Origin of the sequence: Caballeronia mineralivorans PML1(12) (genome assembly GCF_001028175.1) — a bacterium.
Taxonomy (GTDB): Bacteria; Pseudomonadota; Gammaproteobacteria; order Burkholderiales; family Burkholderiaceae; genus Caballeronia; species Caballeronia mineralivorans.
Map to the genome: position 1 here is coordinate 50,786 of NZ_AEJF01000092.1, position 23,322 is coordinate 74,107.

A 23,322-nucleotide genomic window follows, 5' to 3' on the forward strand; every position below is an offset into this window, starting at 1 on the left:
TAATGAGCCCGGTGTTTGTCATTACCGCGTTGTTGTGGTTATCGGTGGCGGGTCTGGCATTCGCATTGTATAAACGTGCGGCGTATTGGTGTGAGGGTCGCGCGACTGCGGCGGGTGCGTATGGCTGGGGCAATTTGCTGTCCATTCCGAAGCGCTATTTCGTCGATCTGCATCATGTGGTCGCGCGCGATCCGTACATCGCCAAGACGCACGTGGCGACGGCCGGTGGCGCTATCGCCGCGATGGCGCTCGTGTTCCTCAACTACGGGCTGGCCATCTATTCGCCGTGGATCGACAAGCTGATCTTTCTTGCCGCGTTGGTCATGCTGGTGGGCGCCGTGTTCGTGTGGCGGCGCAGGCATGGAACGAAGGCGGTGCCGGCGCGTCTGTCGCGCGGGCCGTGGGACAGCTTGCCGTTGCTGCTCGGTTCGTTTGCGCTTGGGCTTGTCCTGTTCATCGTATTGCCTGCAGCGGCGATGTCCGGCGCATTGGCGATCATCGTTGCGTTGCTGATCGCTGTGGGTGCCTTCACGATGACTTTCGGCGCCGCGCGCGGCGGCCCGATGAAACACGCGCTCGCGGGCTTGCTGCATCTTGCGTTTCATCCGCGGCAGGAGCGTTTTACGGGACGCAGCCACGAGCATGACGCGGTGCCGCCGACCGCGCTCAAGATGCCCGTGCTTGACGCGAAGGAATACGGCGTCGGCAAGCCGGTGGAATTCCGCTGGAATCAATTACTGAGCTTCGATGCCTGCGTGCAATGCGGCAAGTGCGAAGCCGCATGTCCGGCATTCGCAGCAGGCCAGCCGCTGAACCCGAAGAAGCTGATCCAGGACCTGGTGACCGGAATGGTCGGTGGCACGGACGCCGCGTATGCCGGCAGCCCGACGCCTGGCATTCCGCTTGGCAAACATTCGGGTGCACCGCTTAAGCCGCTGGTATCGACGCTGATCGAAGCGGACACGCTCTGGTCCTGCACGACATGTCGCGCGTGCGTTCAAGAGTGCCCGATGCTGATCGAGCACGTAGACGCTATTGTGGATATGCGGCGTAATCAGACACTCGTTGAAGGCATCGTGCCGGGCAAGGGTCCCGAAACGCTCGCCAACTTGCGCGAGACGGGTAGCGCGAACGGCTTCGATATCGGCGCGCGTTACGACTGGGCCGTCGATCTGCAAGTCCAGGTCGCGCAACCGGGCCGTCCGGTGGACGTGCTGCTGATCGCAGGCGAAGGTGCGTTCGATATGCGCTACCAACGCTCGCTGCGCGCGCTCGTGAAAGTGCTGAACAAAGCCGGCGTGGACTACGCAGTGCTTGGCGGTGTGGAAACGGATACAGGCGACACCGCGCGCCGTCTCGGCGACGAAGCCACGTTCCAGCAACTCGCGACGCAACTCATCGCGACGCTCTCGCGGTATTCGTTCAAGAAGATCGTCACCGCCGATCCTCACGTGATGCATAGCTTGCGTAACGAATATCGCGCGCTTGGCGGGTTGTACGAAGTGCAGCATCACACGGCGTTGATCGCGGAACTCGTCGAAAGCGGCAAGCTCACGCCGGCCGCCGAAAGCGCGCTTGCCGCGGGCAAGAACGTCACGTACCACGATCCGTGCTATCTCGGCCGCTATAACGGCGAAACGCAAGCGCCGCGCAAGTTGCTGAAATCGATCGGCATCAAGGTGGTCGAGATGGAACGCAACGGCATGCGCGGCCGATGCTGCGGCGGTGGCGGCGGCGCGCCGCTTACGGACATTCCCGGCAAGCAACGCATTCCCGATATCCGCATCAACGACGCACGCGCGATCAACGCGGAAATCGTCGCAGTCGGATGCCCGAACTGCACGGCGATGCTGGAAGGCGTCGTTGGTGCGCGGCCGGAAGTGCTGGACGTGGCTGAACTCGTTGCAGCGGCGCTGGAGTAAGCGATGCACACTATCAAACGAATCGATCCGCGCCGACCGTTTTCCATCACGGCGGAAGGGCTCAAGCGCATTACGCTGGGTGCTTTAGGCGTTGCGGGGGAAACCAGCGGCACCGTGCTCGGCGGACATCGTGAACAGGCTAAGCCACGCCGCACGACTTCTGCCGCGCAACGTTCATTGCTCGTGGCCGCGCATAGCGACCGCGGTTCGCTTGACGACCACGCTCGCCAGACGCTTGCGGCTGCAGCATTGCTTGCGGACACGGCGACGCAAGTCGTGCTGCTTGTCCTGGGCGAATGGAAGGACGACGCCGCTGCACTCGGCGCGGACAAGGTTGTCGAGATGCCCGCGTTCGATCGACGCGCATTCGCGCCCGATGCCGCTCTGGACGCGCTCGCCGCATGTGTTGCGGCCTACTCGCCCGCACATGTTTTCCTCCCCGACAATGCAACCGGTGACGGCGACCTCGGCCGCCGATACGCGGCGCAGGCGAAGGCGTCAGTGGCGACCCAAGTGGTCGAGATCGACGCCACGCACGTTGCGGTTTATACGCAGGCGCGCAAGGCGTTCGCGTTGCGCTCGCTGCCCGATGTGATCCTGTTGGCGGCGAATGCCGTCGATGCAAGGTTGCCGTTCGTAGGCGCAGGCGAGCGGGTGGCGGCGGAGCAATTTATCGTTGAAAACCCGCAGACAACAAGCCCGTACAAAGACCTCGGCATTGAGGAAATCGACGCCGCGCAAGTCGCGCTCGAAGAAGCGGATTTCATCGTATCGGCGGGCAATGGCGTCACCGACGTGCCTGCGTTCGAACGTCTTGCAAGCATGGTAGGCGCGGCAATAGGCGCGAGCCGTGTAGCTGTCGACGACGGCAAGTTCCCGCGCGACAAGCAGATCGGTGCAACGGGCAAGACCGTCGATGCGAGCATCTATATTGCGTTCGGTATTTCGGGCGCGGTGCAGCACTTGCAGGGCATCAAGGATTGCCGCCATGTGATCGCGGTGAACCTGGATGCGAGCGCGCCGATTGCGAAACGCGCGAACTTGACGATCATCGGCGACGCGGCGGAAACGATCGCTGCCTTGACCGACGCCGCCGCGGCCGCGCGTAACGCGCGTGCCAATCCGGGCGCGATGACAACGCCGGGGGGCAATGCATCGAGCACAGCGAAGCTGGAAGGAGCGCTCGCATGAATCTGGGCAACTATCCGATCAAGCACGCTCGGGGAGCTTTCAATTGAGCAATGCATCGACCACTAGCCGCCTGAGCAAGATCGCCGTGCTCGTTTCGATCGGCCGTCATCCGGTAAGCGGCACCGCACGCTACAGCCGCAACGACGCAGCCGCACTGACGCTGGCGACGAAACTCGCGACACAACATCAGGCGACGCTCGACGTATTGCACGCAGGCGATCCGACTAGTCCTGCGCTGCGCGAATACCTCGCATTGGGCGCGGCAAGAGTAGAAGTGCTGGCCGTGGCAACCGGCGATGAAATCGCGCCCGCGTTGAACGCCCGGTTAAAGGGCTACGACCTTATCCTGACCGGCACGCGTGCGGAAGGCACGCAAGACAGTGGCATGCTGCCGTACCAGCTCGCCGACGCGATGAACATTCCGTTGCTTGCATCGGCGGTCGATATCGATGTTGAAGCGGCGCAAGTGACCGTGCGGCAATTCCTGCCGAAAGGTTTACGTCGCCGGGTGCAGGCAAGCTTGCCCGCGTTGGTCGCCGTCCACCCAATGGCAAATGCTACGCCGCGCTACGCTTACGCGAAGCTTCGCGAAGGGACCATCGAAAAGGTGCTCGTAAGCGCCGCAAACGCATCGGACGCTGCCGCCTGGTCGGCCAAACCCGCAACGGCGAAACCCATCCGCCTGGCCGCCGCCGAAAAGCGTTCGGGCCATGCGCGCATGCTCTCTGCCACGACCACGGAAAGCCGGGGCGGCAGCGTCGTAATTGAAGGGACTTCCGTCGAAAAAGCACAAGTGATCCTGGCGTATTTGCGCGAGCATCAACTCGTGGATTACTGATTTGCGACACCAAAATTCCCGCGCGTTCAAGGTCGGGCGGGGCACCAAAACACGGAGTACACGATGAAAGTTTCCGCAGACGTTCGCGCAATGATCGAACGCCGCAAGAAGGGCCACACGCTCGAAGCGCCGTTCTATGCGAGCGAGGAAATCCACGCGCTCGACATGGACGTGATCTTCCGCAAGCACTGGATCCAGGTCGCGGTCGAGCCGGACGTGCCGGAAGCGGGCGACTACATGACGGTGGAACTCGGCAACGATTCCATCCTGATCGTGCGCGACGACGACATGCAGATCCGCGCATTCCACAATGTCTGCCGGCATCGCGGTGCACGCCTGTGCAGCTCGGAGAAGGGTTCGCTCGGCAATATCGTGTGCCCGTATCACAGCTGGACCTACAACCTGAACGGCGACCTGATGTTCGCCGAACACATGGGCGAGCAGTTCGACAAGTGCAAGCACAGTCTCAAGAAGGTGCACCTCGAGAATCTCGCGGGGCTGATTTTTATCTGTCTCGCTGATACGCCGCCGGCCGATTTCGCCGTATTGCGCGCTTCGATGGAACCGTATCTTCTGCCGCACGGCCTTGCCGATTGCAAAGTGGCCGCGTCCATCGACATCATCGAAAAGGGCAACTGGAAGCTCACGATGGAGAACAATCGCGAGTGCTATCACTGCGTGGCGAACCATCCTGAACTGACCATCTCGCTCTACGAATACGGCTTTGGTTATCAGCGTTCCGCCGACAACGAAGAAGCCATGGCCGCGTTCGACAGGACGGTTGAAGAGCGCACGAAGCAATGGGAAGCGATGAACCTGCCGTCGAAGGAAATCGACCGGCTAGCGGATCTCGTCAGCGGCTTTCGCACGCAGCGATTGCCGCTCGATCGCAGCGGCGAGTCGCAGACGATGGACGCCAAGGTGGCATCGAAGAAATTGCTGGGCGGCTTTCAACAAGCCGATCTCGGCGGTCTCTCGTTCTGGACGCAGCCGAATTCGTGGCATCATTTCATGAGCGATCACATTGTGAGCTTCTCGGTGATTCCGCTGTCGGCCGGCGAAACGCTCGTGCGCACCAAGTGGCTCGTGCACAAGGACGCGAAGGAAGGCGTCGACTACAACGTCGATAACCTCACCGCCGTCTGGCGCGCGACCAACGACCAGGACCGTGCATTGGTTGAATTCTCGCAACTCGGCGTGACGAGCAGCGCGTACGAACCGGGTCCGTATTCGCCGTTCACGGAAGGCCTCGTGGAGAAGTTCTGCGAGTGGTACATCGGGCGTCTCGAGGACTACGCGAATACGCCGGATGAAGCGAGCGTGACCTCGCACGGCGAAAAAGTCGTGTCGTTCAAGCGTTAAGCGTAGCCAACATTCAACGGCGCACTCAAAGCACCAGCGGAGAAACAGATGATGCGCGATCAGGCGACGTTCGAGGCCGCCCCGAACCGAGTCACCCAGCCCGAGTTCTGGGGCACGCTTCCCGCCCGTTGGGATAGCGACACCGACGACACGCTCGTCTGTTGCCACGTTCGTCAGGAAACGCACGACGTAAAGAGTTTTTTCTTTCGTGCGCCGGTTGAACGGACTTTTGCTTTCGAGCCGGGCCAGTTCATCACGCTGGAACTGGAGATAGACGGCGAATCGATTAACCGCTGCTACACCATCTCGTCGCCGCCTACGCGTCCGCACACCATCTCCATCACGGTGAAGCGCGTGCCGGGCGGCAAGGTGTCGAACTGGCTGCACGATAATCTCCAGGCAGGCGGCAAAGTTCGTGTGCTCGGTCCAGCCGGCGAATTCACCTGCGCCCGGCATCCGGCGCGCAAGTTCCTGTTTTTATCGGCGGGATCGGGTGTGACGCCGTTGATGTCCATGAGCCGTGCGCACCACGAGCTTGGCGAGGATCGCGACATCGTGTTCGTGCATAGCGCACGCACTCCCGACGACATCATCTTCGCGCGCGAACTCGATCTGATTGCGTCGAACCAGGCGAATTTCCGTACGGCGTTCGTATGCGAACGAGTCGGCGAGCGCACCAACTGGCCGGGTGTGACGGGCTTTCTTACGCTGCCCTTGCTCAAACTGATCGCACCGGATTTCCTCGAACGGGAAATCTTTACCTGCGGTCCGGCGCCCTACATGAAAGCGGTGCGCGATCTGCTCGCGGAAGGCGGTTTCGACGCCACGCACTATCACGAAGAAAGCTTCTCCTTCGAGACGATTGCGGAAGTCGCGGCGCAACTGACGACCGCTCACGTGGCCGATGCGCTGCAGTCCGGCGAATCGTTCAGCGAGGCGCGCGAGAATGCGATCGGCTTCGATCCGGCGCCGGCTTCCGAATCGGTGGAAACCTCCTTCAAGGTCAGCTTTGCCAAGAGCAATCGCGAGATCGAATGCGGCAGCGCGCAGCATGTGCTGGATGCGGCCAAGAAATCGGGCGTGCGCTTGCCGGCGTCGTGTACGCAAGGCATGTGCGGCACCTGCAAGGTCAAGCTGCTGTCCGGTGAAGTCGAGATGAAACATAACGGCGGCATTCGCCAGCGCGAGATCGATCAGGGCATGGTGCTGCTGTGTTGCAGCAAGCCGCTGACGGATCTTGTCGTCGATAAGTAGGGTATTCAGCAGGGCCGGCGCCGCAGCCGGATAAAACGAGGTCGCATCCAGACAACTGGGTGTCGAAAAACAACCAGTCGGCGCATTTCTGGCCGGTGATTCTAAAGCCTCGATGGTTTGAACCGCATAGGGGAGTACGACAATGAGACTGATCAAAAAACTGCTTGTTTTAAGCACTTTAAGCGCTGCGCTGGCTGTAACCAGCACAGCGGTATTCGCCGCCGACGCGAAACCGACCATCAAGATCGGCTACGTGGAAGGCTGGGACGATAGCGTGGCGACAACGAACGTGGCGGCGCAAATCATCGAGAAGAAGCTGGGTTATCCCGTGCAACTCGTGCCGGTTGCCGCCGGCGTGATGTGGCAAGGCGTGGCGCGCGGCGACCTCGACATGACGCTGTGCGCGTGGTTGCCGGTCACGCACGGTGCGTACTGGGAGAACTTCAAGTCAAAGGTCGTCGACCTCGGCACCAACTTTCCCGATGCGAAGATCGGCCTGATCGTGCCGGAAGATGTGGACGTCACGAGCCTGGCGGATCTTGAAGCGAAGAAGGCGGAGTTCGGCGGTCGGATCGTTGGTATCGACGCAGGTGCCGGCGTGATGCAGAAAGCAGGCGAGGCGATCAAGGCATATAACCTCGACTACACGTTGATGCCGAGCTCGGGTAGCGCGATGACGGCAGAATTGGCGCGCGCGGAAAACGCGAAGAAGCCGATCATTGTGACGGGCTGGAAACCGCACTGGATGTTCGCGAAGTACAAGCTGAAATTCCTGGAAGATCCGAAGAAGGTATTTGGTGAAGCGGAGCACGTCGACAACATCGTCAATCCGGAACTCGAAAAGAAAGCGCCTACTGTGGTCGCTTTCCTGAAGAAGTTCCAATGGAAACCGGGCGAGATCGACAGCGTGATGCTGGCAACGACGAACGGCGCCAAGCCGGCCGCTGCTGCCGATGCATGGATCGCCGCTCACGGCGACCGCGTGGCGAGCTGGACGAAGTAAGTTTTCCGCGCTTCATTAGCTTCAACGAAAAACGCCGCTTTTTAGCGGCGTTTTTCGTTATTCCTGACAGAGGCTTATTGCAGCACCACCGTCCGGTCGCCGTTGATAAACACGCGCCGTTCAATGAACGCCTTCACCGCGCGTGCGAGCGTGATGCATTCCACGTCGCGCCCCGTCGCGAGCAAACGCTCCGGCTTGTAGGAGTGATCCACGCGTTCGACCACTTGTTCGATGATCGGACCTTCGTCGAGGTCGTCGGTCACAAAGTGGGCTGTTGCGCCAATCAACTTCACGCCACGCGTATGCGCCTGGTGATACGGCTTCGCACCCTTGAAGCCGGGCAGGAACGAATGATGGATGTTGATCGCGCGCGCGGCTAGCTTCCGGCTCGTCTCGCCCGACAGAATTTGCATATAGCGCGCAAGAATCATCAACTCCGCACCTGACGACTCGAACAAATCGAGCAGGCGCGCTTCCTGTTGCGGTTTGGTGTCGGCGGTGACGGGAAGGTGATGAAACGGTAAACCATGCTGCACGGCCAGCGGTTCCAGATCGCGATGGTTCGACCCGATCCCGACAATATCCATCTTCAGCTCGCCCATGCGCCAGCGGAACAACAGGTCCGCGAGACAGTGCTCGAGCTTCGATACCATGATGAGCACCTTCGGCCGCGCAGCCACGTTGTGGATCGCCCACGTCATGGAGAAGCGTTCGGCAATAGGCGTGAACTCCTGCTGCAACGCGGCGATCTGCAGCGTTTCATCGTGGTCCACGCCATGGAATACGCAGCGCACGAAAAAACGCTGGCTGAGGTCGTCGTCGAAGACGGTGAGTTCATCGACATAACACTGGTGCCGGTCGAGGAAGCCGACCACGGCGGCGACTTGTCCCGCGGCGCTCGGACATGCGATCGTCAGCACGAGTTGATGAGGAAGGGTGTCAATGACGATATCACCGGCCATGCGGTTCTCCACTATGCAAATGGCAGCGCCGCGAAGGCGGCGCGTATACATCGCAGTAGAACAAACTACACGGGGTGGCGGCTAGAAGCTAAACGCCGTGGCGCTGGTATCGGAGCGTCAGGCGGTTCAGGCAGGTTCAGGCTGTCACGCCGCACTCGACGAGCAGCCAGTCGCGAAACGCACACACGGCTGTAGTTTGAGCGCGCGGCGCATTCAAAAGATATCCGCCGTCCGTTGTGACGGGTGTGTCGAACAACTCGATCAGTTGACCGCTCGCGACGAGTTCGTCCACCAGGGGTGCCCAGCCAAGCGCCACGCCTTGGCCCATGATCGCAGCATGCGCGACGAAGCCGTAGCTGTTGAACGTGATGCCGCGATGCGCGGGCGGCGCCGCCAGCCGGTGCGCCGCGAACCAGCCATGCCACGACAGCCAGCGCTCGGGGTTCGTCGGCTCCAGATGCAGCAGCGGCAGGTTGATGAGGTCCGAGGGATGACCGGGCTTGCCGTGTCGCGCGAGAAACGCCGGACTGCACACGGGCGTGACTTGTTCGGGAAACAATTTGACCGTGCCGCGTCCCGCCCAGTCGGTCGCCGCATGACCGAAACCGATCACGATATCGGCATGATCGTGATCGGCGGCGAGCACGTCTTGCGCCGTGGTGATCTTTACATCGACGTCCGGCATCAGCGCCTTGAATTGCGACAGGCGCGGCATCAGCCAGTACGTCGCGAAGCCGAAGTCGGTCAGGAGATTGAGCGAGCGCTGCGCGGGCGCGGCGTGACGCGCGCGGATGTCGTTGGTAGCAATGCGGATGGTGTCCAGGCTCTGGCGCACGGCTTCGAACAGGCGTACGCCATCCTCGGTCAACGTCACGCCGCGGTGCCCACGCTCGAACAGTGGCGCACCGAGGTTTTCCTCAAGCTGCACCACGCGCTGGCTGACGGCCGGCTGCGTGGAGCCGAGTTCGCGGGCGGCGGCGGTGAAGCTGGCGAGACGCGCGGCGGACTCGAACATCGATAGCGCCTGCATTGGCGGCAAACGGTCTTGTCTCGACATAAGTCCCCCTTATGAGCTCATAACGTTTTGCTCTCTTCACAGCCGCGAATTGGACGGCAATAGTGGTGCGCAATGCGGACTGTCCGCGTTTCATTTTGCTGCAATACCGCGCCACCTCTCCGATTCTATTCGAGCCTCGCTCCGATGCTTAAACCTAAACAAAATATCCTTATTCTGATGGCCGATCAAATGACGCCGTTCGCGTTATCGGCATATGGCCATCACGTCACGAAAACGCCGAACATGGACGCGCTCGCGGCCCGGGGCGTTGTCTTCGATTCTGCGTATTGCGCGAGTCCGCTTTGCGCGCCGTCGCGTTTTTCGTTCTTGTCGGGCAAGTTGCCCTCGGCAATAGGCGCCTACGATAACGCCGCCGAATTTCCCTCGCAAACATTAACGTTCGCGCATTACCTGCGTGCGGAGGGATACCGCACGATTCTCTCAGGAAAGATGCACTTTTGCGGTCCCGATCAGCTGCACGGTTTCGAGGAGCGCCTGACTACCGACATCTATCCGGCGGATTTTGGTTGGACGCCGAACTGGGACGACTTCGAGACGCGGCCGAGCTGGTATCACAACATGAGTTCCGTGATCGACGCGGGGCCGTGCGTGCGTACGAATCAACTCGATTTCGACGATGAAGTGACCTACACCACGCGCCAGAAGCTATTCGATATCGCGCGCGAGCGGCAAGCCGGAAAGGACGAGCGGCCGTTTTGCGTGGTGGCTTCCCTTACGCACCCGCACGATCCGTACGCGATTCCGCAGAAATACTGGGACATGTACCGCGACGAAGACATTGAAATGCCCGCACATCGTGACACGCTGGACGCCGCGGATCCCCATTCGAAGCGCCTGCGCTATGTGTGTGAAACCGACAAGACCCCGCCGACGGACCAGCAGATCCGCAACGCACGCCATGCGTATTACGGCGCGATTTCCTACGTCGATGCGCAATTCGGCGCGATCCTCGAGGCACTCGATCAAGCGGGACTGGCCGACGACACCATCGTGATCGTGACTTCGGATCATGGCGAGATGCTCGGCGAACGGGGTCTCTGGTACAAGATGACGTTCTTCGAAGGTGGCTGCCGTGTGCCGCTGATCGTGCATGCGCCGGGCCAATTCGACGCGGCTCACGTGAGCGCGTCGGTATCGCATCTCGACTTGCTGCCGACGCTCGTGGAACTGGGTCGTGGCGCTGCGCGACCGGCATGGCCGGATACGCTCGATGGCCGGAGTCTCGTGCCGCATCTGCGCGGCGAGCCACAGGCACACGATGAAGCCATCGGCGAGTACTTGGCCGAAGGTGCGATTGCACCGATCGTGATGCTGCGCCGGGGCGACTTCAAGTTCATTCATACGCCCTCTGACCCCGACCAGCTCTTCAGCGTTGCAGAGGATCCACTCGAACGCACCAACCTTGCCACGCTGCCGGAACACGCTGCGAAAGTGTCTGCGTTCCGCGAGGAAATCGCGGCGCGCTGGAATTTGGAAGCGCTGCGCGAAGAAGTCGTGCAAAGCCAGCGACGCCGGCAATTCCACTTCGAAGCGACCACGCAAGGTCTGATCGAATCATGGGACTGGCAACCGTCCGTCGACGCCAGCCAACGCTATATGCGCAATCACATCGACCTCGACACGCTCGAAGCGATGGCGCGTTTTCCCGCTGTCAAACGCTAAGTCCAAGCTGCTGAACCAACCACACCACCCACAGGAAGCCAACATGAAAAAGCCCTTCAAATACGCGCTATTCTGCATTGCGGCACTTGGCGCATGCATCGGCACGGTCAGCGCCGCCGAGCCCCAAAGCTGCATGCAGGTCAAGATGGCGGACCCGGGCTGGACCGATATCGATGCTACGAACGCCATGGCCGGCGTCGTGCTGAAAGCGCTCGGTTATAAGCAGAGCGTCTCGAATCTCTCGGTGCCGATCACGTACCAGGGTTTGAAGAAAGGTCAGGTCGATGCGTTCCTCGGTAACTGGATGCCAGCACAAGGGCCGTTGGTCAAACCCTTCGTTGACGAGAAGTCGATTGACGTGGTGCACCCCAACCTCACCAACGCGAAGTTCACGCTCGCTGTGCCGGACTACGTGGCCGCGGCCGGCGTGCATACGTTCGCTGACTTGCAGAAGAACGCGGACAAGTTCGAGGGCAAGATCTACGGCATAGAACCGGGCGCACCGGCGAATCAGAACATCAAGAAGATGATCGATGAAAAGGCTTTCGGACTGAACGGCTGGAAGCTGGTGGAGTCGAGCGAGACGGGCATGCTGACGCAAGTCGAGCGCTCGGTCCGCGACAAGAAGTGGATTGTGTTCCTCGCTTGGGAACCGCATCTGATGAACACGAAGTTCCATCTCACCTACCTTGACGGCGGTGATCAATACTTCGGCCCGAACTTCGGCGGCGCGACGGTCAACACGGTCGCCCGGGCCGGTTATGTGGGCGAATGCCCGAACGTGGGACGCCTCTTCAAGCAGATGGCATTCAACGTCGACCTGGAGAACGGCATCATCACCGACGTCCTTCAAAACAAGACCAACGTGGATACCGCTGCTGCAGCGGCGCTCAAGCGCAACCCGGATCTTGTGAAGGGCTGGCTCGACGGCGTTACCACAGCCACGGGTGGAAATGGGTGGCAGGCAGTGCAAACAGCGCTTGGTTCCAAATAACAACAGTGCGTCGCAACTGGACAGATTTGCGTCGCAAAACGTCGAGCCGCTGCAAATATGGCCTCTTACTTTTGCAAGGCTGATTAACGCTTCTTAAGATTTGGCGCGCTGATCAGCGTCACAAGCTACGGATCAAGGTATTACGCCGGTCACTGCAATAAAAAACTAGAGCGAGAAGCGTTGCGCGATGTTGACCCATCGCCGGAGCAGCGCGGATCTCGCTTTGTCCAACGAAACGTGCAAAACGGGTATCAGGGAGAATCAACGATGAAGAAGCGAAATGCCGTAAAGCTGGCGGCCCTAGCGTTGAGCGCAGGCGCCGTGTCCGCACCTGCTGTGGTTCACGCGCAAAGCAGCGTGACGCTGTACGGTATCCTCGACGCCGGCATTACCTACGTCAACAACACGGGGGGATCGCACGTCGTCAAATTCGACGACGGCGTTTCTTACGGTAACCGGTTCGGCTTCAAGGGCGTGGAAGATCTGGGCGGCGGATTGAAGGCGGTCTTCGTGCTCGAGTCGGGCTTCCATCTTGGCAACGGTACGCTTGCCCAAGGTGGTGCGGAGTTCGGCCGGCAGGCGTATGTGGGCTTGCAGAACCAGTGGGGCACGATATCGGCTGGTAACCAGCTGGACATGACGAACGAGTTCATGGAGGGATACAACATCTCCTCGTTCGGCAGCGGCTACGCGATCCACCAGGGCGACTTCGACCGCATGAACGGCGACCGCTTGCCGAATTCGATCAAATACATGTCGCCCGATATCAACGGCCTGACCTTTGGCGGCATGTTCTCGTTCGGCAATACGGCGGGTAATTTCCACGAGAAGAGCTCGTACAGCCTGGGCGCGCACTATGCGCACGGCGACTTCACGATTGGCACGGCGTACACGCGCTTGAATAACCCGAACGGCATTTACGCGTTCGACCCGTACGCGATGATCGGCACGAAGACGTTCCTCGGCCAGACCGTTGCGACCGTGAACCCCACGACGGGCGCCGTGACCGACTTGTTCAGCAGCACCGCGTTCAACGTCGACAGCCAGTCCACCGTCGGTATCGGTTCATCGTATGCGTTCGGCAACTTGATGCTGCTGGGCAACTACACGTACACCACGATCAAGGGCTTCGGACAGTCGTCGCACATGCAGGTGGGTGAAGGCGGCGCGTCGTATAACTTCACGCCGGCGTTGATCCTGTACGGCGGTTATCAGTTCACGGCATTCGAAGGCCACAAGTGGAACATGGGTTCGCTCGGGCTGCATTACCTCTTGTCCAAGCGTACCGATGTCTATGTGTCGGGCGACTACCTGAAGGCATCGAGTGGTGTGAACGCGGTGATCGGCTATAGCTTTACGCCGTCCACGTCGAGCACGCAAAGCGATGTCCGTATCGGCATTCGGCACTCGTTCTAAGCGCTTCCAAGTTGTACCGGCTTGCGTCAGCTTGCCGCGACGGTTTCCCGCAAGGGCGCCGTCGCGCGTGGCGAGCTGCGGTCCTGGCGCGGGCTGGAACCGAAGCGGGTGCGGTAGGTGCGGGAGAAATGCGATGGTGATTCGAAGCCGCATGCCACGCACACGGTGGTGATGGACATGTCGGTTTGTTGCAGTAATTCTCGGGCGCGTGCAAGGCGCAGTCCGAGATAGAAGTGGGTGGGTGTGTCTTTCATTGCCGAGCAGAACAGGCGTTCCAGCTGACGCCGCGTCACGCCGATTTCCTCTGCCAGCGCATCTGGCGACAGCGGTTCCTCCATGTGTTGCTCCATCACGCCGATCACCTGAATCAGCTTGCGATTGTGGATGCCGTAGCGCGCTGCGATCTGCATGCGCTGATGGTCCGAGCGTTGCCGGATGCGTCCAAGCACGAATTGCTCGGACACCTGGGCGGCGAGTTCGGCGCCGTGCCTGCGTCCGATCAGATCGAGCATCAGGTCGATGGATGCCGTGCCGCCGGCGCACGTGATGCGCCGCGCGTCGATTTCGAATAGTTCCTGGCTGACCGTAAGCGAGGGATAACGCTCCTGGAACGCCGATGCCGCTTCCCAGTGCAGCGTGACGCGCTCGTGCTGCAGCAGACCTGCTTCGGCCAGCACGAAGCTTCCTGTATCTATACCGCCGAGCGTGGCGCCCTGGCGATCGAGCCGGCGCAGCCAGTCGCCGATTTCGCGTGTGTAGCGGCTTAGCGGATTGAAGCCAGCGACTACGATTACGTTGGTGGCTGTGTGGACGTCGGCCAGGGCGCTTTCTGCGTTGAGCGAGATGCCGTTGCTGGCGCAGACCGGGCCGCCGTCGACGCTTAGGATGTGCCAGCGGTAGAGTTCGCCGCGAAAGCGGTTGGCGACGCGTAGCGGTTCGATTGCCGACATGAAGCCGATGGACGAAAACTCGGGCAGCAGCAGGAAGTGGAAGTCTTCGGTGGCGGGCATTACGAGGTTGGGGCGATTTGCAATCGGACTGACAAGCTAGCAAGCTGAAATTGCGGGCGCAATGGGGCCAAATCCCGAGGCTTTCGTTTGCCCCCTGCCCTCGTGCGCATGAAAAACCGTCGCTAATAGTCAACTCCCGGTCGCAACCGGTCGCCTTCCCGTCATTATGCGGCGGTACTTTTACCCACGGTCGGATGTATCCGAACGCGTCAGTCCCTCACAGAAAACTACCGGAACAGGAAGCCATGACATCACTCCCGGCAACGAAAAAACTGCTTGCCTGTCTGTTTCTCGCCTTGACCTCGCTCGGTGCATCCGCCCAAAGCAAGGAAGACGCAACCTGCCACACCGTTCGATTCGTCGATATCGGCTGGACCGACATCACCTCGACCACCGCACTCGCGTCGGTCGTCTTCCAGGGCCTCGGCTACGACCCGAAAATCACTCAGGCCTCTGTGCCAATCTCACTGGCCGGACTGAAAACCAAACAGATCGATGTGTCGCTCGGCTACTGGTGGCCAGTCCAGGAAAAAGCAGTCCAGCCATTCCTCGACGCCAAGCAGATCGAAAAGCTCGACCCGCCGAATCTCTCGGGCGCTAAAGCAACACTCGCCGTGCCGAGCTATGAATACGACGCCGGCCTGAAGACCTTCCAGGACATCGCGAAACATAAGGACGAGCTCGACGGCAAGATCTACGGCATCGAACCGGGCAGCAGCGCAAACGCCCAGATCCAAAAAATGATCGACACCAACCAGTTCGGCCTGGGTGGTTTCAAGCTGGTGCAATCGAGTGAAGCCGGCATGCTGGTGACGGTCGACCGGGCCGTGCGCGACAAGAAGTGGGTCGTGTTCCTCGGCTGGGAACCGCATCCGATGAACATCCAGATCAAGATGAATTACCTGTCCGGCGGCGACGCGGTCTTTGGCCCGAACTACGGCGAAGCACGTGTCTACACGCTGACGAACCCCGACTTCCTCACGCGCTGCCCGAACGCCGGCAAGCTGGTGTCGAACCTGCGGTTCACCACGCAACTGGAGAACCAGCTGATGATTCCGGTCATGAACAAGGAGCGTCCGGCGGATGCGGCAAAGGCCTATCTGAAGAAAAATCCGCAGGTGCTGGACGCGTGGCTCGCGGGCGTAAAGACGGTCGACGGCAAGGACGGCTTGCCGGCGGTTAAGCAATATCTTGGCCTCTGAGAAAGGACGGCACGACATGAACTATGAAGTGATCGTGACCTGTGCAGTAACAGGCGCGGGAGACACCACGAGCAAACACCCGGCAATCCCGGTTACGCCCAAGCAGATCGCGGAGGCCGCTATCGAGGCCGCGCGCGCGGGCGCAACGGTAGCGCATTGCCACGTCCGCGATCCCCGCACGGGTCGTGGCAGCCGGGACCCCGCGTTGTACCGCGAGGTGGTGGACCGCATCCGTTCATCGGATGTGGACGTCATCATCAACTTGACGGCGGGCATGGGCGGTGACCTCGAAATTGGTGCCGGCGAAGCGCCGATGCAGTTTGGCGCCGGCACCGACCTGGTGGGTGGTTTGACCCGGCTGGCGCACGTCGAGGAGTTGTTGCCCGAGATCTGCACGCTGGATTGCGGCACGCTGAATTTCGGCGATGGCGACACGATCTACGTATCGACACCCGCGCAACTGCGAGCGGGCGCGAAGCGGATACAAGAGCTGGGCGTGAAGCCGGAGCTCGAGATCTTCGATACAGGCCATTTATGGTTTGCGAAGCAAATGCAAAAGGAGGGTTTGCTGGACGACGCACCGTTGTTCCAGCTATGCATGGGCATCCCCTGGGGCGCACCGGCGGATGTGGGCACGCTCAAGTCGATGGTCGACAACATGCCGGCGGGCGCGCAGTGGGCAGGGTTCGGAATCGGCCGCATGCAGATGCCGATGGTGGCCCAGGCGATGTTGCTGGGTGGACACGTGCGGGTAGGTCTTGAAGACAATTTGTATCTGGACCGTGGCGTGCATGCGAGCAACGGAACGCTGGTACAGCGGGCGGTGGAAATCATCGAGCGTCTGGGCGGTCGTGCGTTGACGCCGGCGGAAGGCAGAAAGAAGCTGAACCTGCCGGCACGCGGCGAGCGTTTGCTGGACCGCCGCAAGATGGAGCAGTTCGCGTAAGAGCGGGAACGACGCGAAGACATAAAGACGCAATCCCGCCGACGCAGGCTGTGCGAAGGCGGGAACGTCAAGTTCAATACAAGCTAGAGCACCAAAGCACCAAAGCACCAAGCAAGTAGAAAGACAAATTACTAAGGAATCCAGTATATGCAAGTCAAGACGTTTGCTGCGTTAGGCGTAGGGGTAATCGGAGGCGGCTGGGTAGCGCGAGCGTTAGCGCACGGGCTTGACGTGGTCGCGTGGGACCCTGCGCCGGGCGCCGAGCAGCAACTGCGGGCGAACGTCGCCAACGCATGGCCGGCACTCGAACGAGTGGGCTTGGCGAAGGGTGCATCGCAGGAAAGACTGCGCTTCGTCGCAACCATAGAAGAATGCGTAGCCGACGCCGATTTCGTGCAGGAAAGCGCTCCCGAGCGCGAAGATTTGAAACTGACGCTTCACGAGCGGGTATCGAAGGCGGCAAAACCGGAAGCGATCATAGCGTCGTCGACATCGGGCTTGCTGCCTACCGATTTCTACGCGAGTGCGAAAGACGCGTCGCGTTGCATCGTGGGCCATCCGTTCAATCCGGTCTATTTGTTGCCACTGGTAGAAGTCCTGGGCGGCGAGAAGACCTCGGAAGAAACGCTGCAAGCAGCATCGGCGTTTTATGAATCGATCGGCATGCGGCCGCTGAGAGTTCGCAAGGAAGTCCCGGGTTTTATCGCGGACCGCTTGCTGGAAGCGCTCTGGCGAGAAGCGCTGCATCTGGTCAATGAAGGCGTGGCAACCACCGGCGAAATCGACGATGCCATTCGTTTTGGCGCGGGCATTCGCTGGTCGTTCATGGGCACGTTCCTGACCTATACGCTGGCGGGCGGCGACGCCGGCATGCGCCATTTCATGCAGCAATTCGGCCCGGCGCTAGAATTACCGTGGACCAAACTGGTCGCGCCCAAGCTGACGGACGAACTCATCGACCGCGTCGTGGAAGGCACGACGGACCAGCAAGGCGAGCATTCCATCAAGCAACTGGAACGTTACCGCGACGACTGCATCACGAGCGTGATGACGGCTATAGCGGAAGCGAAATCCCGCCACGGCATAGTGAATTAACGAAGGCCTGAGAGTGACGCAAAATCGCACTATCTACCGCGACACGGTGAGGCCCGAATGGGTCGACTACAACGGCCATCTCCGTGATGCGTTCTACATGCTGATCTTCAGCCTCTCGACCGATGCGTTCATGGACCGCATCGGTCTCGACGACGCAGCCCGCACGGCGCGAGGCCGTTCGTTGTTCACGCTCGAGGCGCATATCAACTATCTGCACGAGATCAAGGAAGGCGTCGCGGTTCGCGTAGAGGCATCGGTGCTCGCATTCGATGCCAAGCGCGTCCACTTGTACATGGAGATGTTCGAGGGCGAGGGAACCGAGCCCGTCTCGGCGAGCGAACAGATGCTGCTCCACGTCGATACAACCAACGGCGCCAAGTCCGCCGCCTTCGATACGGACATCGCCGGCCGCATTGAAGCGATGTTTCGTGACGCGCCGCAGGAAGCCCGTTATGCGGGCCGCGTGATCGGCTTGCCGTCGGGACCGCGGGCTTCGACGGTGTCTACTTCAGCATCCGCCGGCACCAAACCGGCATGAGTGCGCCACGTCCGCAACAGCAACGCGTTCGTCACCACACTTACGCTTGAAAACGCCATCGCTGCGCCGGCGAGCATCGGATTGAGCAGCCCGAACGCGGCAAGTGGAATGCCGATCAGGTTGTACACGAAGGCCCAGAAGAGGTTCTGCTGGATCTTGCGATAGGTGCGCCGCGCGATATCGATGGCATCTGCCACCAGCGCCGGATCGCCGCGCATCAACGTGATGCCGGCGGCTTCCATTGCTACGTCGGTACCGGTCGCCATCGCGATGCCGATATCGGCGGCGGCGAGCGCAGGCGCGTCGTTGATGCCGTCTCCGGCCATCGCAACCGCACCTTGTGCCGATGCCTTCAGCTCCGCGATCACGCGCGCCTTGTCGGCGGGGAGCATCTGCGCGTGCACCGCATCGGGCGTTATGCCGAGCGATTTTGCGACGCTGGCCGCGCTGCCGGCGTTATCGCCAGTAAGCAGGACGCTCTTGATGCCCATCGCGTTTAGCCGCGCGATCGCGGCGCGCGCGCCGGGTTTCAGCGAATCGCCGAAAGCGAGCAGGGCGAGGACGCGCGGGCGGCCGGGCGTTTGCGGCGCGGCACTGTCTTGGCCGTTGGCGACACCTAAGTCACGACCAACGCTGCCCAAATCCACCAGCCACGAAACCGTATTCCCAAGCTGCTCCAGTTCCGCCGCCCGTATTGTCAGCCGCTGCGGTGCGACCAGCCGCAGTTCGTCGAGCCAACGGTCGCTGGCTATCGCCAGATGACGCTCGCCCACTCGCGCCTCGACTCCGCGTCCGGCAACCGCTTTCGCGCCGCTCGCGCCAATGACCTGAATCCGCGCTTCATCGGCGGCCGCAACGACTGCGCGTGCCAACGGATGATCGCTAAGCCGCTGGACGGCTGCCGCCAGCTCCAAAGCCTCGCTACGATCCACGCCAACGGCCGCCTCGAACGCGTTCATTGAAGGCTTGCCGACGGTGAGCGTGCCGGTTTTATCGAAGGCGACGATCCTGATCCGATGTGCCATTTCCAGCGCCTGCGGGTCCTTGATCAGTACGCCGTGCCGTGCCGCGACACCCGTTCCGGCCATGATCGCCGCTGGCGTGGCCAAGCCGAGCGCGCACGGGCACGCGATCACGAGTACCGCGACCGCGTTCAGCACGGCCGTTTCCGCGCCCGCGCCCATCAACAGCCAGCCGACCAGCGTCACGAGTGCGATCACCAGAATGACTGGCACGAATATCGCCGATACTCGGTCGACCAGCCGCTGAATCGGCGCCTTCTCCGCTTGCGCCGATTCGACCAGCCGGATGATCCGCGCGAGCGTGGTCTCGGCGCCGGTCGCTGTCGTTTCGACGGCAATCGCCCCCTCACCATTGATCGATCCCGCCGTCACGCGCGCCCCAGTCTCTTTCGCCACCGGCAAGCTTTCGCCGGTGATCAGCGATTCATCCACATGCGTATGGCCTTCGCGAATCAGGCCGTCCACCGGCATACGTTCGCCTGGCCGGACGATCGCCAGATCGCCGTTGCGCACCTCCGCCAGCACAATCTCGCGTTCGATGCCGGTTGCCGCATCGCGAATCCGCGCACGGTCGGGACGCAACGCGTCGAGTGCGCGGATGGCGTCGGTGGTTTGCCGCTTGGCACGCGCCTCGAGCCATTTGCCGAAGCGCACGAGCGTGATTACCACCGCCGCCGCCTCGAAATAAAGATGTGCCGACTCGCCCGGATGCGCGAACAGTTCATACACACTCAAGCCCCACGCCGCCGACGTTCCGAGCGCCACAAGCAGATCCATGTTGCCTTCGCCCGCGCGCACCGCCTTGAAGCCGCCGACATAAAATCGTGCGCCGAGAACGAATTGCACGATGCTCGCGAGCGCCAGCGACACCCAGACGCCGAGATGAAGATCCAGGCCGAGCATGGGCAAAACCAGCGGCAGCGTCAGCAGCGCCGACACGATCACGGCCACGAGTTCGCCCGTATGTGCGGGTGCGGCGACAGGCGCTGCTTCCGGTTCGATGAACGTCGCCTCGTAGCCTGCCTTGGTCACGGCGGCCAGCATTTGCTCGCGCGACACGGAGGGTCCGGCGTGGACGGTCGCTTTCTCGGTGGCAAGATTCACCGATACCTGTTCCACGCCCGGCACCTTCGCGAGCGCCTTTTCGACGCGCCGAACGCACGACGCGCACGTCATCCCGCCGATGGCAAATTCAGCGGTCGTCGACGTGGCGGCGGTATTGGCAGAAGGAACGGACGTAGCAGACATAGAGAGGCTTCCTGGTTCAGTGCGAGCCATGACATTCAGCTCGATGTAACCAGTATCGACATTCCCATGATTGGAAGGTCAAGGCGTATTTTCAATAGGAGGCGGCGCGTTGAACATCGCGTCGGCAAGCGCCGTTGCGGCGTCCGTTTCGCGCGCGCGCACGCCATGAATTGCGCCGAGCCGGTCCGCTGCCGCCTTGTTCTGGCCCAGTTTCGCCTTGCCGACCAGCCGCGTGACCTCGATTTCGATCCCGACAATGGCTTGCAACATTGTCTGGATAAAATCTGCCGGCGCATCGCCCATTTTCCAGGGCACCGCTTCTCCAGCTTCCATTTTCCGCGTGAGCCGCGCGACGACGCCGCGCACAAATGCTTCGTCGTCGCGGAGGGTGATCCGGCCATGTGCGTGCACGACCAGATAGTTATAAGTGGGCACCTGCCGATGCGCTTCGTGCTTGCTCGGATAAAAAGTCGGCGATATATAACCGGACGGTCCCTGGAAAATAACCAGCGCGTCAGAACCGCTCTCAATCTCCAGACAAATAGGATTTGCCCGGGCAACATGCGCACGCAGAATGCCGTGTTCGCCTTGGCTCGCGTCGAATTCGAATGGCACGTGATTCGCGTCGAGGCCGTTTGCGCCATGCGTGACAAGGGCTGCGAGCGGATGCTCAGCCATTAGCCGATGTAAAACCTCGGCGCGATTTTCTTCGAAGTGGGAGGGCAGATACATCGACGGCTCGTGGGTGGGTTATAAAGAACAGGCTAAAAAGGAGACGAAAAAACATGTTACGCGATGCACCCGCGAGTCGAAACTTTTCCGGAAGCCCGGCCGGCGTGTTCAGGCGGCGTTACGCGCTCCTTGCCTATCCTCATTGGATAAGATAAAACCCGGTTTCAAGATAGATTAAGCGCCGCGACGCAGAGTCGCAGAAGACCGGGAGACGAGGACCGGCCGCGCACTCGACGAACGAAGTGAAAGCCTTAAACAGATCCTTAAATCGAATGAAAAATAATCGACGCTGGGCAGTTTCGTTGTACGCGGCGCTGTGGGTGGCCGCTGGTTTGAGTAGTCTGGCAATACTTGGCGGGTGCGCAACGCAAGCGCCCGTTGTCACCAGCGGGGATGGCTGGCGCAAGGATCAGGTTGCGGACGCTTATGTGTTTGGATACCCGCTGGTGGCTTCGGATATCGCACGGGAGAAAGCGACCGGCGGCGACGCCTCGAAGCCCGGCCAGGCGCCGGTGAACACGCTGCGGCACGCCACCGCGTTGCCGCCGGTGGGCGCCGCGGGGCGGCCGAGCGTGGATACGCTTGAATCGACTGCTTGGCTGGATGTATCGAGCGGACCGGTGCTGGTTTCACTTCCCAATGCGCCGCGCGGCCGTTATTACGATGCCCGCGCTTTCGATGCCTGGACCAACGTGATCTTTTCCAGCGTCCCTCACGCGGCGGACCGGCCTGCGCCGGCGAAAAAGCTCAATGCGAAGGCGGCGCGCGCAGCCAGGCTGGCGGCAGAGCAGGCCAACGTGCTTGCGTTTGTTCCGGCGGGTTATACGGGAACGCTCCCCGATGGCGTGACGCGCGTCGAAACGCCGACTCGCTACGTGTGGCTTTCGATTCGTGTGCGTGTGAACGGTCAGCGCGACGTGCGTGAAGCTCGCAAGTTGCAGACGGCGATGAGTATCGACGCGCCTTCCGCCGATAAAACCAGCGCCACTACGGCCGGTAGCGCCTGGCCGAACGTCACGGCCAGCACGCCGACGGTTGTGACGGGTGGCGACAAACCCGATTCACTCGATGCCACCGCGTTTTTCACGCGTCTCGCGAAAGCGATGCAGGATAACCCGCCTGCTCCGAACGATCCTCACGCTGTCAAATTGCTGGCCGATCTTGGCGTGAAGGCGGGCGAGCCGGTTCAGTTCCGCCCGGCGGATGCCGATTTGCTCGCGACCGGTCTCGCCGATGGCCGCACGCGGGTGGACACGGTGCCGTCGAATGCGATCAGCCGTAACGGCTGGGTCTGGTTCGGCGATGGCGCGGGCAACTACGACACCGACTACACGCTGCGGGCGTTTTTGGCGCGGCGTCAGCCGGGTACGGGCACGAAGGACGACGAGGTCAAGCCGGTTGCGTCCTCCGACAGCGACGGTCACGCGCTCAATGGTGCGAATGAGTATGTGCTGCATTTCGCGCCGAACCAGTTGCCGCCGGTGCGCGGGTTCTGGACGCTGACTGCATACACGAAGGAGGGTGCGTTGCTCGACGACAAGACGTTGCGGCTTTCGCTGAGCGACCGGGACCGGTTGAGGAAGAACCGGGATGGTTCCATCGATATATCCGTGTCGGCTGCGGCGCCTGCGAAGGCGCGAATGTCGAATTGGCTGCCGGTGCCGGATGGTGATTTTCAGTTGATGTTGCGGCTTTATGTGCCGAAGCCCGAGGCTTCGGATGGAACGTGGGCACCGCCGGCGATCGAGCGGCAATAAGTTTTCATAGGGTTTTCGCTCGCGCCGGTGAACCCGAGTGCGAACGAAAGCCCCCTCATGGGTTCAAATTGCCCCCGCCGCGTCGTATAC

General features: G+C 61.2%; 19 protein-coding genes. 14 read left to right on the top strand and 5 right to left on the bottom strand.

Features of this window, described 5'->3' with window-relative positions; all coding sequences use genetic code 11:
• Positions 1 to 2: 2 nt before the first annotated feature.
• From EOS_RS14845 to EOS_RS14870, 6 genes are all read left to right on the top strand, one after another.
• Positions 3 to 1,922 carry a (Fe-S)-binding protein gene (locus EOS_RS14845; protein WP_047847419.1) on the top strand — a complete coding sequence of 640 codons (1,920 nt, stop codon included), beginning with the start codon at positions 3 to 5 and terminating at the stop codon, positions 1,920 to 1,922.
• A gap of 3 nt (positions 1,923 to 1,925) precedes the next feature.
• A complete protein-coding gene (locus tag EOS_RS14850; RefSeq protein WP_047847420.1) occupies positions 1,926 to 3,113 on the top strand; it encodes an electron transfer flavoprotein subunit alpha/FixB family protein in 1,188 nt (395 codons plus the stop codon).
• Positions 3,114 to 3,156: 43 nt separating this feature from the next.
• The gene (locus tag EOS_RS14855) at positions 3,157 to 3,951 is read left to right on the top strand and encodes an electron transfer flavoprotein subunit beta/FixA family protein (RefSeq protein ID WP_235442818.1); all 795 of its coding nucleotides are present in this window, start codon (positions 3,157 to 3,159) and stop codon (positions 3,949 to 3,951) included.
• Between the two features lie 63 nt (positions 3,952 to 4,014).
• Positions 4,015 to 5,313 (top strand): aromatic ring-hydroxylating oxygenase subunit alpha, encoded by a 1,299-nt coding sequence (locus EOS_RS14860; RefSeq protein ID WP_047847421.1) that lies wholly within the window; start codon positions 4,015 to 4,017, stop codon positions 5,311 to 5,313.
• Positions 5,314 to 5,361: 48 nt separating this feature from the next.
• Positions 5,362 to 6,567: a hybrid-cluster NAD(P)-dependent oxidoreductase gene (locus tag EOS_RS14865; RefSeq protein WP_047847422.1), complete on the top strand. Its 1,206-nt coding sequence runs from the start codon at positions 5,362 to 5,364 to the stop codon at positions 6,565 to 6,567.
• Between the two features lie 142 nt (positions 6,568 to 6,709).
• Entirely contained in the window at positions 6,710 to 7,570 is an 861-nt protein-coding gene (locus EOS_RS14870) for a glycine betaine ABC transporter substrate-binding protein (protein ID WP_047847423.1), read from the top strand.
• Between the two features lie 74 nt (positions 7,571 to 7,644).
• Here the strand turns inward: EOS_RS14870 and purU are convergent, their stop codons facing one another.
• Together purU and EOS_RS14880 are read right to left on the bottom strand one after the other, a co-directional pair.
• Complete coding sequence (gene purU, locus EOS_RS14875) at positions 7,645 to 8,532, bottom strand: formyltetrahydrofolate deformylase (RefSeq protein WP_047847424.1); 888 nt, start codon at positions 8,530 to 8,532, stop codon at positions 7,645 to 7,647.
• 136 nt (positions 8,533 to 8,668) lie between these two features.
• Positions 8,669 to 9,589 carry a choline sulfate utilization transcriptional regulator gene (locus tag EOS_RS14880; RefSeq protein WP_047847425.1) on the bottom strand — a complete coding sequence of 307 codons (921 nt, stop codon included), beginning with the start codon at positions 9,587 to 9,589 and terminating at the stop codon, positions 8,669 to 8,671.
• A gap of 144 nt (positions 9,590 to 9,733) precedes the next feature.
• On the opposite strand from EOS_RS14880, the gene betC reads away from it, so the two are divergent.
• The 3 genes from betC to EOS_RS14895 all read left to right on the top strand — a co-directional run bounded on the left by betC (position 9,734) and on the right by EOS_RS14895 (position 13,682).
• Positions 9,734 to 11,272 carry a choline-sulfatase gene (gene betC, locus EOS_RS14885; protein ID WP_047847426.1) on the top strand — a complete coding sequence of 513 codons (1,539 nt, stop codon included), beginning with the start codon at positions 9,734 to 9,736 and terminating at the stop codon, positions 11,270 to 11,272.
• 43 nt (positions 11,273 to 11,315) lie between these two features.
• Complete coding sequence (locus tag EOS_RS14890; RefSeq protein WP_047847427.1) at positions 11,316 to 12,266, top strand: choline ABC transporter substrate-binding protein; 951 nt, start codon at positions 11,316 to 11,318, stop codon at positions 12,264 to 12,266.
• Between the two features lie 267 nt (positions 12,267 to 12,533).
• Complete coding sequence (locus EOS_RS14895) at positions 12,534 to 13,682, top strand: porin (protein WP_047847428.1); 1,149 nt, start codon at positions 12,534 to 12,536, stop codon at positions 13,680 to 13,682.
• A 26-nt stretch (positions 13,683 to 13,708) separates the two neighbouring features.
• Here EOS_RS14895 and EOS_RS14900 read toward each other — a convergent pair whose 3' ends face one another.
• Complete coding sequence (locus EOS_RS14900; protein ID WP_047847429.1) at positions 13,709 to 14,692, bottom strand: GlxA family transcriptional regulator; 984 nt, start codon at positions 14,690 to 14,692, stop codon at positions 13,709 to 13,711.
• Between the two features lie 245 nt (positions 14,693 to 14,937).
• Here EOS_RS14900 and EOS_RS14905 point away from each other — a divergent pair, with 245 nt between their 5' ends.
• The 4 genes from EOS_RS14905 (at position 14,938) to EOS_RS14920 (ending at position 18,473) form a co-directional block, all read left to right on the top strand.
• On the top strand, positions 14,938 to 15,894 hold the full coding sequence (locus tag EOS_RS14905) for a choline ABC transporter substrate-binding protein (protein WP_047847430.1): 957 nt from the start codon (positions 14,938 to 14,940) through the stop codon (positions 15,892 to 15,894).
• 16 nt (positions 15,895 to 15,910) lie between these two features.
• Positions 15,911 to 16,840: a BKACE family enzyme gene (locus tag EOS_RS14910; protein WP_047847431.1), complete on the top strand. Its 930-nt coding sequence runs from the start codon at positions 15,911 to 15,913 to the stop codon at positions 16,838 to 16,840.
• A 147-nt stretch (positions 16,841 to 16,987) separates the two neighbouring features.
• Positions 16,988 to 17,935, top strand: a complete 948-nt coding sequence (locus EOS_RS14915; RefSeq protein WP_047847432.1) for an L-carnitine dehydrogenase — start codon at positions 16,988 to 16,990, stop codon at positions 17,933 to 17,935.
• A 13-nt stretch (positions 17,936 to 17,948) separates the two neighbouring features.
• Positions 17,949 to 18,473, top strand: a complete 525-nt coding sequence (locus EOS_RS14920; protein WP_235442819.1) for a thioesterase family protein — start codon at positions 17,949 to 17,951, stop codon at positions 18,471 to 18,473.
• Here the strand turns inward: EOS_RS14920 and EOS_RS14925 are convergent.
• Both EOS_RS14925 and EOS_RS14930 read right to left on the bottom strand, forming a co-directional pair.
• Positions 18,386 to 20,743, bottom strand: a complete 2,358-nt coding sequence (locus tag EOS_RS14925; RefSeq protein ID WP_235442820.1) for a heavy metal translocating P-type ATPase — start codon at positions 20,741 to 20,743, stop codon at positions 18,386 to 18,388. The two genes, EOS_RS14920 and EOS_RS14925, sit on opposite strands and share 88 nt — an antisense overlap.
• A 78-nt stretch (positions 20,744 to 20,821) precedes the next feature.
• Positions 20,822 to 21,475, bottom strand: coding sequence for an FMN-binding negative transcriptional regulator (locus EOS_RS14930; protein ID WP_047847434.1), 654 nt, complete (start codon positions 21,473 to 21,475; stop codon positions 20,822 to 20,824).
• Between the two features lie 272 nt (positions 21,476 to 21,747).
• Between EOS_RS14930 and EOS_RS14935 the strand changes: the two genes are divergently transcribed.
• Positions 21,748 to 23,232 carry a DUF1254 domain-containing protein gene (locus EOS_RS14935; RefSeq protein WP_047847435.1) on the top strand — a complete coding sequence of 495 codons (1,485 nt, stop codon included), beginning with the start codon at positions 21,748 to 21,750 and terminating at the stop codon, positions 23,230 to 23,232.
• Positions 23,233 to 23,322: the final 90 nt, after the last annotated feature.